The organism is Pedobacter quisquiliarum (assembly GCF_014642175.1).
GTDB lineage: Bacteria > Bacteroidota > Bacteroidia > Sphingobacteriales > Sphingobacteriaceae > Pedobacter > Pedobacter quisquiliarum.
Genome location: NZ_BMIL01000004.1, coordinates 325,910 through 340,212 on the forward strand (window position 1 = coordinate 325,910; position 14,303 = coordinate 340,212).

At 46.1% G+C, this 14,303-nt stretch carries 15 protein-coding genes; 11 read left to right on the forward strand and 4 right to left on the reverse strand.

Annotated elements, in window-relative coordinates; all coding sequences use genetic code 11:
- Window positions 1–99: 99 nt before the first annotated feature.
- From rpsF to IEW69_RS08120, 9 genes are all read left to right on the forward strand, one after another.
- The gene (gene rpsF, locus IEW69_RS08080) at window positions 100–459 is read left to right on the forward strand and encodes a 30S ribosomal protein S6 (RefSeq protein ID WP_188626326.1); all 360 of its coding nucleotides are present in this window, start codon (window positions 100–102) and stop codon (window positions 457–459) included.
- A complete protein-coding gene (gene rpsR, locus IEW69_RS08085; protein WP_188626327.1) occupies window positions 459–725 on the forward strand; it encodes a 30S ribosomal protein S18 in 267 nt (88 codons plus the stop codon). The genes rpsF and rpsR overlap by 1 nt, the downstream gene beginning before the upstream one ends.
- 9 nt (window positions 726–734) lie before the next feature.
- On the forward strand, window positions 735–1,178 hold the full coding sequence (rplI, locus tag IEW69_RS08090) for a 50S ribosomal protein L9 (protein WP_188626328.1): 444 nt from the start codon (window positions 735–737) through the stop codon (window positions 1,176–1,178).
- Between the two features lie 156 nt (window positions 1,179–1,334).
- Window positions 1,335–2,039: an NUDIX hydrolase gene (locus tag IEW69_RS08095; RefSeq protein ID WP_188626329.1), complete on the forward strand. Its 705-nt coding sequence runs from the start codon at window positions 1,335–1,337 to the stop codon at window positions 2,037–2,039.
- Window positions 2,040–2,110: 71 nt separating this feature from the next.
- Complete coding sequence (locus IEW69_RS08100; protein WP_188626330.1) at window positions 2,111–3,793, forward strand: ribulokinase; 1,683 nt, start codon at window positions 2,111–2,113, stop codon at window positions 3,791–3,793.
- Window positions 3,786–4,484, forward strand: coding sequence for an L-ribulose-5-phosphate 4-epimerase (locus tag IEW69_RS08105; protein WP_188626331.1), 699 nt, complete (start codon window positions 3,786–3,788; stop codon window positions 4,482–4,484). The genes IEW69_RS08100 and IEW69_RS08105 overlap by 8 nt, the downstream gene beginning before the upstream one ends.
- A 2-nt stretch (window positions 4,485–4,486) precedes the next feature.
- Window positions 4,487–6,001 carry an L-arabinose isomerase gene (araA, locus tag IEW69_RS08110; RefSeq protein WP_308420572.1) on the forward strand — a complete coding sequence of 505 codons (1,515 nt, stop codon included), beginning with the start codon at window positions 4,487–4,489 and terminating at the stop codon, window positions 5,999–6,001.
- Window positions 6,002–6,026: 25 nt separating this feature from the next.
- Window positions 6,027–7,577 carry an alpha-N-arabinofuranosidase gene (locus tag IEW69_RS08115; protein WP_188626332.1) on the forward strand — a complete coding sequence of 517 codons (1,551 nt, stop codon included), beginning with the start codon at window positions 6,027–6,029 and terminating at the stop codon, window positions 7,575–7,577.
- A gap of 14 nt (window positions 7,578–7,591) precedes the next feature.
- Window positions 7,592–9,562: an alpha-L-arabinofuranosidase family protein gene (locus IEW69_RS08120; RefSeq protein ID WP_188626333.1), complete on the forward strand. Its 1,971-nt coding sequence runs from the start codon at window positions 7,592–7,594 to the stop codon at window positions 9,560–9,562.
- A 6-nt stretch (window positions 9,563–9,568) separates the two neighbouring features.
- On the opposite strand, the gene IEW69_RS08125 is transcribed toward IEW69_RS08120, so the two are convergent.
- Complete coding sequence (locus tag IEW69_RS08125; protein ID WP_188626334.1) at window positions 9,569–9,859, reverse strand: PH domain-containing protein; 291 nt, start codon at window positions 9,857–9,859, stop codon at window positions 9,569–9,571.
- An 81-nt stretch (window positions 9,860–9,940) separates the two neighbouring features.
- Here IEW69_RS08125 and mtgA point away from each other — a divergent pair, with 81 nt between their 5' ends.
- Together mtgA and IEW69_RS08135 are read left to right on the forward strand one after the other, a co-directional pair.
- Window positions 9,941–10,672 (forward strand): monofunctional biosynthetic peptidoglycan transglycosylase, encoded by a 732-nt coding sequence (mtgA, locus tag IEW69_RS08130; protein WP_188626335.1) that lies wholly within the window; start codon window positions 9,941–9,943, stop codon window positions 10,670–10,672.
- 19 nt (window positions 10,673–10,691) lie between these two features.
- Window positions 10,692–11,717: an isoaspartyl peptidase/L-asparaginase family protein gene (locus tag IEW69_RS08135; protein WP_188626336.1), complete on the forward strand. Its 1,026-nt coding sequence runs from the start codon at window positions 10,692–10,694 to the stop codon at window positions 11,715–11,717.
- A 4-nt stretch (window positions 11,718–11,721) separates the two neighbouring features.
- Here the strand turns inward: IEW69_RS08135 and IEW69_RS08140 are convergent, their stop codons facing one another.
- The 3 genes from IEW69_RS08140 to IEW69_RS08150 all read right to left on the reverse strand — a co-directional run bounded on the left by IEW69_RS08140 (window position 11,722) and on the right by IEW69_RS08150 (window position 14,287).
- Complete coding sequence (locus tag IEW69_RS08140) at window positions 11,722–12,201, reverse strand: ABC transporter ATPase (RefSeq protein WP_188626337.1); 480 nt, start codon at window positions 12,199–12,201, stop codon at window positions 11,722–11,724.
- A 447-nt stretch (window positions 12,202–12,648) separates the two neighbouring features.
- A complete protein-coding gene (locus IEW69_RS08145) occupies window positions 12,649–13,497 on the reverse strand; it encodes an MBL fold metallo-hydrolase (RefSeq protein ID WP_188626338.1) in 849 nt (282 codons plus the stop codon).
- On the reverse strand, window positions 13,487–14,287 hold the full coding sequence (locus tag IEW69_RS08150; protein ID WP_188626339.1) for a (Fe-S)-binding protein: 801 nt from the start codon (window positions 14,285–14,287) through the stop codon (window positions 13,487–13,489). The genes IEW69_RS08145 and IEW69_RS08150 overlap by 11 nt, the downstream gene beginning before the upstream one ends.
- Between the last annotated feature and the right edge of the window lie 16 nt (window positions 14,288–14,303).

The window sequence follows — 14,303 nt, forward strand, 5'->3', positions numbered from 1 at the left end:
ATGTACATAAATGCATTGTATCTGTTTGATTTAATGAAATTTATTCCTAAGTTTGCATCCCCGTAGTCGATGCGGGATTAACTAAATAATTAAATAACAATGAATCAGTACGAAACTGTTATCGTTCTAACCCCGTTGTTGTCAGAAGAAGTAGCTAAAGAAGCAATTGCGAAATTTAGCAAAATCATCGCTGACAGCGGAGCCGAAATTATCCAAGAGGATAGTTGGGGTTTGAGAAAATTAGCGTATCCGATTGCTAAAAAAGCAAGTGGACATTTCCACCTAACCGAGTACAAAGCGTCAGGTGAATTAATTAACAAATTGGAATTAGAACTAAAGCGCGATGAGCGTGTTCTACGTTTCTTAACCGTTAGATTGGACCGTCACGCGGCTGCATACAACGAGAAGAAACGCAGTGGTGCTTTTAACAAGAAACCTAAACAGGAGGCTGCAGTATAATGGCGAAAGATCAGAAAATACAGTATGTTACCGCTCCTAAAGTGGACGATAACAGAAAGAAATATTGCCGTTTCAAAAAGAATGGTATTAAATATATCGATTATAAAGACGCAAACTTTTTGTTGAAATTCATCAATGACCAAGGTAAAATTTTACCTCGCCGTTTAACTGGTACTTCATTGAAATTCCAACGTAAAGTGGCTCAGGCGGTAAAACGTTCACGTCACATTGGTTTGTTACCTTTCGTTGCTGACCAACTAAAATAAGCGCTGAACATGGAAATTATTTTAAAACAAGATATCAAGTCCCTAGGGGAAAAAGATGATATCGTGAATGTAAAGCCAGGTTTTGGTCGTAACTACTTAATTCCTCAAGGATTTGCTCAATTGGCAACACCTTCTGCGAAAAAAGTATTGGCTGAAAACTTGAAACAAGCGGCTTTCAAACAAGATAAAATTAAGAAAGATGCTGAAGAAATCGCTGGCCGTTTAACTGATGTTAAATTGTCTATCGGTGCTAAAGCTGGTGAGTCTGGTAAAATCTTTGGTGCAGTTAACACCATTATGATTGCTGACGCATTGAAACAACAAGGTTTTGATGTTGACCGTCGCCGTATTACTTTCGAAACTGAACCTAAGTTTGTTGGTGACTATGTTGCTAACTTAAACTTACACAAAGAAGTGAAAGTTAAAGTTCCTTTCGCAGTAGTAGCTGAGTAATCTTTTATTACAACGTATAAAAAAAGCGTTCCGGTTTCCGGGACGCTTTTTTTGTTTAATGCCAGCGTACATCGTTCATTCCCTGCTTAAGTTTCCAGTATATTTATGTTAATTGCCATCTGCAATTATTGAGTTTATTAAACCAAGTACCCCTTAATGACTGAACACAGAGAAAAGACCAGAATGCTGGTTGCGGTCGACTGCATTATTTTTGGTTTCGATGGCGAGCACATAAAGATCCTGCTCATTAAACGGGGCTTTGAACCGGAAGAAGGGAAGTGGAGCCTCATGGGCGGATTCATTGAAGCACATGAAAGCCTGGATGAAGCAGCCAACAAGATCCTCTTTCAGTTAACCGGCTTGAAAGGTGTATACCTGGAACAGCTGCATGCCTTTGGTCATCCGGACAGGGATCCGGAACGTACCATCTCCATTGCTTATTTCGCGCTCATAGATATCCTGAAATACGAAACCAAGCTTCACGAAAACTACCATGCAGAGTGGTTTGTGACGACTGAGATGCCTGAGCTGATCTTTGATCACAACGAAATGGTTGAGATTGCCAAGCAGAAAATCAGGTATAAGGCGGCACATCATCCGATCCTGTTTGAATTGCTGCCAAAGAAGTTTACCATTCCTCAACTACAAAGCCTGTATGAAGGCGTGTACAACACGCGGATTGACAACCGGAACTTCGTACGCAAGCTCAGTTCCACGGGGCTGTTGATTAAGCTCGAGGAGAAGGATAAATCCAGCTCCAGAAAAGGGGCGTTTTACTTTAAGCTGGACAAGAAAAAGTATAAATCAAAATTCCAGGCTTTCCTCAATCTTGTTCCAAATGCGGAAGACCTGATCGATTAGTATTCAGCTGGATAAATGTTAAATAATTTCATTTAACAAGAAAATAAACGTTAATTAGACATTTATCCTTTATGAAAACAGATCAGTACGTTATTGGGGTAGATTACGGAACAGACTCCGTCCGCTCCGTCCTTGTTGATGCTTCGAACGGCGCAGCAGTTGCCTCCTCCGTGTTTAACTATCCGAGGTGGCAACAAGGTCTATATTGCAACGCCAACACAAACCAGTTCAGGCAACATCCACTCGACTATATTGAAGGTTTAGAACATACCATCAAAGATTGTTTAAAGCAGGCTGCCGGCGTTGTTGATCCTGCGGCAGTAAAAGCAATATCCATTGATACAACTGGCTCTACACCGGTTGCGGTAAATCAAAGCGGTGTACCGCTAGCCTTACTTCCTGAGTTTGCCGATAATCCACACGCCATGTTTGTGCTGTGGAAAGATCATACCGCGATCGCCGAAGCTGCGCAGATTAATGATCATGCCCTGAAATTTGATGTCAATTACCTCAACTATTGTGGCGGCATTTATTCTTCTGAATGGTTTTGGGCAAAACTGCTCAGAACCCTTCGCGTGGATGAGCAAGTCAGAGCGGCGTGTTATTCCTGGGTAGAACATTGCGACTGGATTCCGTTTTTGCTTACTGGCGGTACCGATGTGCAGGCCATGAAAAGAAGTCGTTGCGCAGCAGGGCATAAAGCTTTATGGGCGGAAGCATTCAACGGACTACCACCGAATGACTTCTTTGCTTCATTAGATCCGCTGCTCGATGATTTCGCCTCGGGCATGTTCAAAGAAACCTACACGTCTGATGTGGCTGCCGGCTCGTTGAGTCCGGAATGGGCCGAAAGATTAGGCTTGAGCACTGCTGTTGTCGTGGGTGTCGGTGCATTTGATGCACACATGGGTGCTGTAGGTGGGCAAATTGAGCCGTATCACCTAAGCAAGGTCATGGGTACATCCACATGTGACATTCTGGTTGCACCAGCAAGTGATATGGACTACAAGCTCATTAAAGGCATCTGCGGACAGGTTAATGGTTCTGTGATACCCGGGATGGTTGGTCTTGAAGCGGGGCAATCTGCTTTTGGCGATACCTACGCCTGGTTCAAAAATATGCTGGGTTGGCCTTTAAAGAATCTCCTGCAAAGCTCTGCGGTGATTGACGCAGAGACGGCTAAGGCACTTGAAGCGGAAATGCTGGATGCCATCATCCCTGAATTAAGCAGGCAGGCAGACTTATTACCAAAAGCCGCGGATGATGAAGTAGCGCTTGATTGGTTTAATGGGAGAAGAACGCCAGATGCCAATCAGGCCTTGAAAGCTGCCATATACAATCTGAATCTTGGTACAGACGCCCCTAGACTGTTCCGCTCATTAGCGGAAGCAACCTGTTTCGGTGCGAAGAATATTGTTGATCGTTTTATCGCTGAAGGCATTCCCGTTGAAGGGATCATCGGCATTGGCGGCGTGGCGAAGAAGTCGCCATACATTATGCAAATGATGGCAGACGTGTTAAACATGCCCATCCGAATACATCAGTTCAGCCACACCTGTGCTTTGGGTGCCGCGATGTTTGCTGCAGTCGCTGCAGAAATCTATCCTAACGTTGAGACGGCCATGCAGCAGATGGGGGGTGGCTTCGACGCCACTTACGACCCTATTGAAGCGAATGTCAACTATTATGCAGCCCGTTATCCGAAATATAAGGCCCTGGGCAATTTTATAGAGCAAAACACAAAGCATGAGTAAATATCAGAACATCAGAGAAGAGGCCTACAAAGCCAATATGCTGCTCCCGAAACTGGGCCTGGTACTCTTTACGTTTGGCAATGCAAGTGCTGCAGACCAAGAAGATCAGGTCTTTGCCATTAAACCAAGTGGGGTACCCTATGAAGAACTATCACCGGGAAACATGGTGATCGTAGATTTCGAGGGTAAGACCGTAGAAGGCGATTTAAGACCCTCATCCGATACCCAGACCCATGCGGTATTGTACAAACATTGGTCGGAAATCGGCGGCATTGTGCATACCCATTCCACCTATGGTACCGCCTGGGCGCAATCGCTAAAACCCATACCCATTTATGGAACCACGCATGCAGATCATACGACGGCTGCCATCCCTTGTGCACCGCCGATGAGTGATGATAAAATTGCGGGCAATTACGAATACGAAACAGGCTTTCAGATTATGGATCACCTGAAAGCATGCGGTCTGAGCTATATGGAAGTTGAAATGATCCTTGTTGGCAATCATGCGCCCTTTACCTGGGGTAAGGATGCCGCGAAAGCGGTTTACAACAGTGCCGTTGTGGAGGAGATCGCCAAAATGGCTTTACTCACCCAACAGCTTAAACCACAAGTGCAACCGATGAAAGATGCGCTTATCAAAAAACATTTCGACAGGAAGCACGGTGTTGATTCCTATTATGGACAATAAACATGAAAACGATGATAAACAGTTTAAACCATTATGAAGTCTGGTTCATCACCGGCAGTCAGCATCTATACGGGGAAGAAACCTTGAACGCGGTTGCCGAACATTCCCGGCAAATTGCAGGGGCGCTGAATGATGCGCCTCAGATTGCTGTCCGTGTAATCTTTAAACCTACCGTAAAGACGCAAGAGGAGATTTACGCCATTTGCCAGCAGGCAAATCAGGCGGAGCACTGCATCGGGATTATCGCCTGGATGCACACCTTTTCTCCGGCGAAGATGTGGATCGCGGGACTGAAAATACTACAGAAGCCTTTACTGCATCTACATACACAGTTTAACCGGGATATACCATGGCGCACGATGGACATGGATTTCATGAACCTGAACCAGAGTGCACACGGAGATCGCGAGTTCGGCTTTATCATGTCCAGAATGCGCATCAACCGGAAGGTGATAGCTGGACACTGGCAGGATCCCCAGGTACTTGAAAGTATAGACACCTGGGTGCGTGCCGCTGCGGGATGGTTCGATATGCAAGGGGCGAAGTTTGCGCGTTTTGGAGACAACATGCGTAATGTCGCGGTAACAGAAGGTGATAAGGTAGAGGCGGAGATCAAGTTCGGTTTCACTTGCAATACATACGGGATTGGCGACCTGGTTGCGGTAATCAATCAGGCCGCTGATGCAGAGATAACCAGATTAACGCAGGAGTATGCAGACAGCTATGTACTGGCGGAAACACTGAAAAAAGGAGGGACTCAGCATGATGCTTTAAGAGAAGCGGCCAAGATTGAAATCGGCCTGCGGAACTTTCTGGAGCAGGGTAACTTCAAGGGCTTCTCCGACACGTTTGAAGATTTGCATGGTATGGCGCAACTTCCGGGCATTGCCGTTCAGCGGCTGATGAACGATGGTTACGGTTTTGCCGGAGAAGGCGATTGGAAAACGGCGGCTTTGGTCAGAGCCATGAAAGTAATGGGCAGCGGCCTTGAAGGTACGAATGCCTTTATGGAAGATTATACTTACAACTTTACGCCTGAGCAATCCTTTGTTTTGGGATCGCACATGCTGGAGGTAGATGCCGGTCTTGCGAAAGGGCCTGTACGTTGCGAGATCCATCCATTGGGCATTGGCGGCAAAGCAGATCCCGTGAGGTTGATATTTGATGCTGCAAACGGACCGGCCTTAAATGCTTCCATTGTGGATATGGGGAACAGATTCCGGATGCTGGTGAATGTGGTAGATGGCGTGGATGTTCATGAAGAACTACCCAAACTGCCGGTTGCACGTGTGTTATGGAAACCACAACCGGATATGAAGACTGGATGTGCAGCATGGATTTATGCCGGTGGTGCGCACCATACCTGCTACAGTCAGAATTTAACGTCAGAACACCTCGCCAATTTCGCAGATATGGCGGGTATTGAATATGTCGGCATTGATCAGCATACAGACCTTAATCAGTTCCGGAACGAACTAAGATGGAACGAGGTGTACTACCAGATAAACAAACACTAAATCATTAGCAACCTAAACCTATTACATGAAAAAAGTTACCCTATTATCACTGGTCTTCTGTCTCTCCGCCAGTCTCGGATTAAAAGCACAGCAGCAGGTTTCAATTGATCTGAATACGAATGACGCAAAGCACGTGATCAGTAAACACATCTATGGTCACTTTGCAGAGCATTTGGGCAGATGTATTTATGATGGATTCTGGGTTGATCCTGCTTTGAATGTACCCAAAAAAGATCGTATCCGTCTGGATATTGTGGATGCCTTGAAGAAAATCAATATTCCGAATTTAAGGTGGCCGGGCGGCTGTTTCGCAGATGAGTATCATTGGAGAGATGGCATCGGTCCGCGTGCACAACGCCCAAAAATGGTGAACACCAACTGGGGTGGCGTTGTAGAAGACAACAGCTTCGGCACACACGAGTTCCTGGAGTTATGTGGTTTACTGGGTGCAGAGCCTTATATCGCTGGTAATGTGGGTAGTGGTACTGTTGAAGAAATGGCGAAGTGGGTGGAGTACCTGAATTTTGATGGGGTGAGCCCTTTAGCAAATCTCCGTAAAGAAAATGGGAAGGCTGAACCCTGGAAAGTAAGCTTCTGGGGTGTTGGAAATGAAAACTGGGGCTGTGGCGGCAACATGACGGCGGAGTTCTATGCAGATCAGTACAGACGTTATGCGACCTATGCCCGCAACTACCCTGGTGCACCATTGAAGAAAATCGCCGGTGGTGCGAATTCCTGGGACACCAACTGGACCGATGTGTTGATGAAGAAAATACCGCTTAATGAAATGTGGGGCATTTCACTTCATTATTATACCATCCCAACAGGAAATTGGACGACTAAAGGCTCTTCAACAGACTTTGGTGAAGCACAATATTTCAGTACCCTTAAGAATGGACTTGCGATGGATAGTTTGGTAAGGGCACATTCGGCGATTATGGATAAGTATGATCCAACAAAGAAAGTAGCACTGGTTGTTGATGAGTGGGGTATCTGGACGGATGTTATTCCTGGTACAAATCCAGGGTTCTTATATCAGCAAAACAGCATGCGCGATGCGGTGATCGCGGGTTCTACCCTCAACATCTTTAATAATCATAGTGACCGTGTGAAGGTCGCTTCCTTAGCGCAGACCGTTAACGTGTTGCAGGCACTGATCCTGACTGAAAAGGAGAAGATGTTACTTACACCGACTTATCATGTTTTTGATTTGTTTAAGGTGCACATGGAGGCAAAGCAAATTCCCCTGAAGTTTTCAAGTCCGGGTTACAAGGTGGGGAATGAGACGGTGCCAGCCATCAATGCATCTGCTTCCATAGATGCTAAAGGTGCGGTTCATATCACCCTGGTGAATGTGGATGCAAAGCAAAAGATTTCCATTAATACAGCTTTGAATGGCTTAAAATGGTCGAAAGTAACCGGACGTATTGTTACTTCCGCGAAGTTTACGGACCATAATTCTTTTGATAACCCGAATAAGATTACGGCAAGAACATTTACAGGTGCGAAGAAGAGCGGCAACCAGCTGGTTGCAGAACTTCCACCCTTGTCGGTCGTTGAATTGGAATTGAAATAAGCATGCTGTTGAAAATGAATAGGCAAATATTGGCTGTCGCGACCTTACTACTTTTTTCGTCGACGCAACTCGCATGTGCGCAGGACCCAAAGGTTTTCGTGATTAAAACAAATGAGGTAAAAGCAAAGGTGTCCCCATCCATGTGGGGGCTCTTCTTTGAAGATATTAATCTTGGTGCAGATGGAGGGCTGTATGCGGAGCTTGTATTGAACCGTTCCTTTGAGCTGGATCTGCCGATGATGGGCTGGAAGGAGCAAAAGGATGAGGCGGCAGCTGGTCATTACCTGATGCTAAACCGCGGGACTACAAATCAGGCAAACAGGCGCTACATCAGCTTAACGTCGACCAAAGGACGCTACGGGCTTTCCAATGTTGGCTTCCGCGGCATGGGCATCAAGAAGGGCATGCAATACAATTTTTCTCTCTTGGCGCGTCAGCCTAAAGGGGGTAGTGCAAGTTTGGTCATTGAGATGATCGGCGAAAAAGGTGCTGTCATTGGATCCGGATCTATAAAGCCGGAAGGTGAGGAATGGAAAAAGTACAAGCTGAGTTTTACGGCTGCAGCGACGGTAGAGAAAGCGCGGCTCGACGTGTTGCTGAAAGATGCGGGTACGCTTGATCTGGATATGATATCGCTGTTTCCGCAGGATACCTGGAAGAACCGGGAGAACGGCCTTCGCAGTGACATGGTTAAGCTCCTGGCGGATATGAACCCTGGGTTCCTTCGATTTCCTGGCGGTTGTATCGTAGAAGGTCGTACACTGGATGAGCGCTTTCAATGGAAGAAAACCATCGGACCGATTGAGAACCGGCAAATGCTGATCAACCGCTGGAACACAGAATTTAAACACCGGCCCACGCCGGATTATTTCCAGTCCTTTGGATTGGGCTTTTACGAATATTTCCAACTGTGTGAAGACATTGGTGCAGCACCTTTACCAATATTAAATGCGGGTATGGCCTGTCAATTCAATACGGCAGAGGTTGTTCCACTTGAACTGTTGGGCCCCTATATACAGGATGCACTGGATCTTATCGAATTCGCCAATGGGCCGGCCAATTCTGAATGGGGTAAAAAGCGTGCGGAGATGGGGCACCCTGAGCCTTTCAACATGACCATGATCGGCATTGGAAATGAAAACTGGGGCGTCCAATACCTGGAGCGCCTGGCGCTGTTTACAAAAGCGATTAAAGAAAAGTACCCGGAGATACGGATTGTAAACAGCTCGGGAACTGATCCTGTAGGTGAGCGGTTTGATTTGTTAGACAAGCATCTGCGCTCAGCAAAGGCAGATATTATTGATGAACATTACTATCAAAATCCGAAGTGGTTTTTGGAGAATGCCGCCCGCTATGATAATTATGACCGTAAGGGACCTAAAATCTTTGCAGGGGAGTATGCTGCACAAAGTGTAAAAACAGCAAGTCCGGAGAACAAGAACAATTGGCTTTGTGCGATGGCGGAGGCTGCATTTATGACCGGGCTGGAACGCAATGCTGATGTTGTGGAGATGGCTTCTTATGCGCCATTATTCGCCCATGCGGAAGGCTGGCAATGGACACCGGATTTGATCTGGGTAGATAATCTTCGTTCTTATGGTACCGCGAACTACCATGTTCAGAAACTGTTTTCTACCAATCGGGGGACAGACGTTGTTCCGGTATTGGCAGGTGATAAAGCGGTGAGTGGTCAACAGGAACTTTATGCTTCTGCTACGATCGACAGGGAGACCAATGAGCTTATTTTGAAGGTGGTAAATTCATCTCCTAAAAAGCAGCATGGTACTTTTGAGCTGGAGGGATTGTCGAAGATCAACGGTAAAGGAACGCTGACGGTGCTTAGTAGTGACGACCTGGATCTGGTAAACTCCTTCGAGCGTCCGGATGCAATTGCGCCGGTTATCAGCCAGGTGGCCATCAGGAACAAAACCATTGATCTTCCTATGAATCCATACTCGGTAAACGTGATGCGGGTTAGGCTGTAAGTGCTTCTACCTCCGCAAGGCGCTTCTTTTCTCGTCAATGATTCTGCGAATCTCTTTGACGTCACTTTTGCTGAAGCCTTTCACCTCAACCTTGTTTCCGTTCAGGAACAATCTTAGTGTGCAAAAGCCGATCATCGGGCTATCTACCTCGATGGAAGTGATGTCCTGGTAGTTCAGGTATTTGGAGTCTCCACGGAATAGCCCAGGAATTTTAATCTCGATGTTGTTTTCCTCTAAGTTGATCTCTGCAGGGAACACCTTGTTGCCTTCTGAGAGTCTGGATGCTTTGAATTTCATTTGAGCGAATTATGTGTGTAATTTTCAGTCGATAAAAGTAAACAATTTTGGCGGGAAAAGTTTTTATCTACCTTTGAACAGATGGCAAAGAAACGAATGGCTAAAGGTAAAACGGGGAATAATCTGCTACATAAAATAACAGGCATCATATCCAGAATCTTAATCTGGTTCTTACTGGCTTCGTTCTTCTGGGTACTTGCCTATCGTTTCATAAATCCTCCGATTACGTTGTTGATGATTACCCGCAACATTGAGCGGAAAGCGGAAGGCAAAACCTTTAAGCTGGAGAAGGACTGGGTCGATTTTGAGGACATCTCTAAGAACATGAAACTTGCTGCGGTGTGTGCGGAGGATCAGAAATTCCTAAAGCACATGGGTTTTGATGTTAAGGCGATCAGCAATGCATTGAAACACAATGAGCATGGTAAAAACATTAAAGGTGGCAGCACCATTACGCAGCAAACCGCTAAAAACGTTTTCCTGTGGCCGGGCCGCTCCTGGCTAAGAAAGGGCTTTGAAGCATATTTCACCCTATTGATCGAAATCCTTTGGAGTAAAGAAAGGATTCTGGAAGTCTATTTAAATGTAATTGAAATGGGCGATGGAATCTATGGCGCAGAAGCAGCTGCACAGGCGTACTACCATAAATCCAGCACTAAACTGACCCGTTCGCAAGCAGCCATGATTGCGGCTTGTTTCCCGAACCCACGGCGCTGGACACCATCTAAACCAACAAGATACATCAGGCATAAACAACAGTTAATATTGCGGAATATGCGTAGCTTACCTTTGGAATACAAGCAGATCCAATAAATTACCATCATCCATTATTATGAACCTAAAGAAATTAAGTTTGATCCTGCTGTTGTCTGTTGCAGGATCTGCGTTTGCGCAGGATAAAAACACCAAATACGTGCTGGTAATGCATGGCGGTGCAGGTACCATTCTGAAGAAGAATATGACTGCAGAGAAGGAAGTGGCTTATCGGGCTGCAATGACTAAGGCACTACAAACGGGCTATGATGCGCTAAAGAGCGGTAAATCAAGCCTTGACGCGGTAGAAGTTGCAATTCACGTGTTGGAAGACTCACCTTTGTTCAATGCCGGCAAAGGGGCTGTATTTACCCATGAAGGCAAGAACGAAATGGATGCCGCCATTATGGATGGCAAGACGCTGAAAGCCGGAGCCATTGCTGGGGTAACGGTGATTCGTAATCCAATTTCCGCGGCAAGGGCGGTTATGGATAAGTCGGAACATGTGATGATGGCCGGTAAAGGTGCAGAGGATTTTGCCAAACAGGCGGGGCTGACGATCGTTGATCCGTCTTACTTTTACACGGAGGATCGTTGGAAAGGCTTGCAGCAGGCGCTGAAACAGGATTCCATGAAGACGGTGCTGGACCATGATAAGAAAGCTTTAAAACTTGGAACCATAAACCGTGACTTTAAATTTGGAACAGTTGGTGCTGTGGCGCTGGATAATGCTGGGAACCTGGCTGCCGGGACCTCCACTGGCGGTATGACGAACAAGCGGTACGGAAGGATTGGAGATGCACCCATTATTGGCGCAGGCACTTATGCGAACAATGCTACGGCTGGGGTTTCTGGTACGGGCTGGGGTGAGTATTACATCCGCACGGTACTGGCGTATGATCTCTCTGCCATGATGGAGTACCAGAAGTTATCCGTTGAGCAGGCTTCTAAGCAGGTCATTGCGAAAATGGGTAAGCTGGGCGGTGATGGCGGCTTGATTGCATTGGACAAAAACGGGCACGTTGCCATGGAGTTTAACACTGCAGGCATGTACAGGGGAACGGTAACGGCTGATGGTAAAATCAGCGTTGAGATCTACAAGTAGTGCTTTAGAACAGGTGTGAAAACACGGTGTTGTGCCAGCTTTGTGCAAAAGGTACCTGCCACTTGGTTTCAAATTCTTCAAGTGTTTGCACCATATTGTTAAATACAATGGTGTCAGGCGTGATTTTCTTGATGCTCACCAGCGTTTCAAAGTCTTCCTTGTTTAATGAAAATACTTTATTGTCTACCATGTAAGCCATGTTAAACCTGTTGAACAGATCGAGGTTGTACTGTGTCTCAATTTCCTTTAGCACACGGACAGATGCATCAATAGAACATCCAGTAACGTTGGAAGCTGTTTCATCTACGGTAATCACAATAAAGAAATTATGAATGATTTCCGCTTTAGCTTTCAACTGATGTCCGTGGGCCTGCCACTGTGCGGTAAATGCGTTCAGCTTTTCCTGGATCTCTGTGACTTCCGAAGCACTGAATTCCCGGTTACTTTGATAAACCCAAACTCTAGATTGTGGAGAAAAACTCATAACGCAAATTTAGTATTTTATTTAAATTACAATGATTAATAAGCATTATGATGAAAAAGTTTACACCAATTAGGAAAATGTGGTGCTTTTTTAATGTAGCCACTTTATTTTTCATCCTTTCTGCATTTTTTGTTGCTGATCCGCTTGAAGAAGATTCCATTTTTTTAGAAAATCAACTAGTTGCACATTATGATGGAAGTTTCGCCGCGGGACAAGTTAACCGTTACGAGCTAAGTGTCACCACTTTCGGCTTTTGCAGGTACAAACGATACTTTAAGAACGGCAAAATTGAATATTTCGCGTTTAACTTTCTGAAATATAAAGATGCTGATTTCTTCGGGCGTCCGGAACGGGGACTGCTTTACCTGCGTACGAAAGCGGATGATGTGATTGTGCAGACTTATAAGGACCGAGGAGGGGACGTGGATAGTATGGCGAGCTTTATGATTATACCCCTAAAGCAAGTTGAAGCTGAGGACCTGAATAACCTCGCGGAGCGTTTTGCGTCACTGCGGTCGACTTTGCAGAAACAACAAACACGGCTGTCTCTTCGTGGCGTGAAGCCACAATAACTTCTGTACCGCGGGCATGACCATCAAACATAGCTTTAACCAGCTGCGGGTCGTTGTTGTCCTTGCTGAGGTGCGACAGCAGCAGGTGACTTAAATGCGGTGCCCGGTGGGTGTTGAACAGTTCCAGCGCTTGTCTGTTGGAAAGGTGACCGCGACCACCACAGATGCGTTGTTTGAGGAAGTATGGGTAAGCGCCACTATTCAGCATTTGCTCATCGTAGTTGGCTTCCAGGAAAGCGGCGTGGCAAAGCTTGAAGTATTTGGTGAGTTCTCCACATACCGCACCCAGATCGGTGAATACGCCGACGTGTGTGTTTCCGCAGGAAACCATAAAGCTATGCGGCTCGATGGCGTCGTGTATTTTCGGGAAAGCCGTTACCAGGAGTCTGCCGACTTGCGTTTTACTGTGGCTGCTGAGGTTTCTAATCAGCGCCGGATCAAGATCGAACTTGCAGTTGCGCAAGGTCCCGGAAGTGATGTAAACCGGCAACTGGTACTTCTTGGCCAGGCTACAAACCCCTTTGATATGATCGGAATGCTCATGGGAAATGAAAAGCGCCTTAACCTTCTTCATGGAGAGGTTAAGGCGCAGCATGCGTTTCTCTATTTCACGACATGAAATTCCAGCATCTATGAGCACGGCTTCTTCGCTGTTGCCCACGTAGTAACAATTGCCGTTACTACCGGAATTCAGGGAGGTGATGTATAGATCGTTACAATCCATTCGCTCTTACGGTGATTTCTGCGATGTCAAGGACATCTACATTTTCGTTCTGGTCTTTGAATTTAACACCATCGTTAAGCATGGTCATACAGAATGGGCATGAGGTCGCAACGATCTGCGGGTTTAATGCAAGGGCTTCTTCTACACGTTCTACGTTGATGTCTTTTTTACCTGGTTCAGGCTCTTTAAACATCTGTGCACCACCGGCGCCACAGCAAAGTCCATTTACCTTACAGCGTTTCATTTCCACCAACTGTGCATCAAGCATCTCTAATGCTGCGCGAGGGGCTTCATAGATGCCATTACCGCGACCTAAATAGCAAGGGTCGTGGAAGGTAATCTTTTTGCCTTTGAAGCTTTCGCCACCTTCAGCTCTGAGTTTACCTTCATCGATAAGCTGCTGAATAAGCTGCGAATGGTGGATCACTTCGTAGTTGCCGCCTAATCCAGGATATTCATTTTTGATGGTGTTGAAGCAATGCGGACATCCGGTAACAATCTTTTTGATGTTGTAACCATTGAGCACTTCAATGTTGGTCATGGCCTGCATCTGGAACAGGAATTCATTGCCTGCGCGTTTTGCAGGGTCTCCAGTGCAGCTTTCTTCCGTACCCAGTACGGCATATTTTATACCTACATGGTGCAGGATCTTACAGATATCGCGGGTTGTTCTTTGGGCACGTTCATCGTAGCTGCCGAAACAGCCTACCCAGAACAGGATTTCTGGCTCTTCACCACGGGCGATAAGATCAGCCATTGTAGGCACTTCAAAATTCAATTGCTCAGTCATCTTTGACGCAAATATA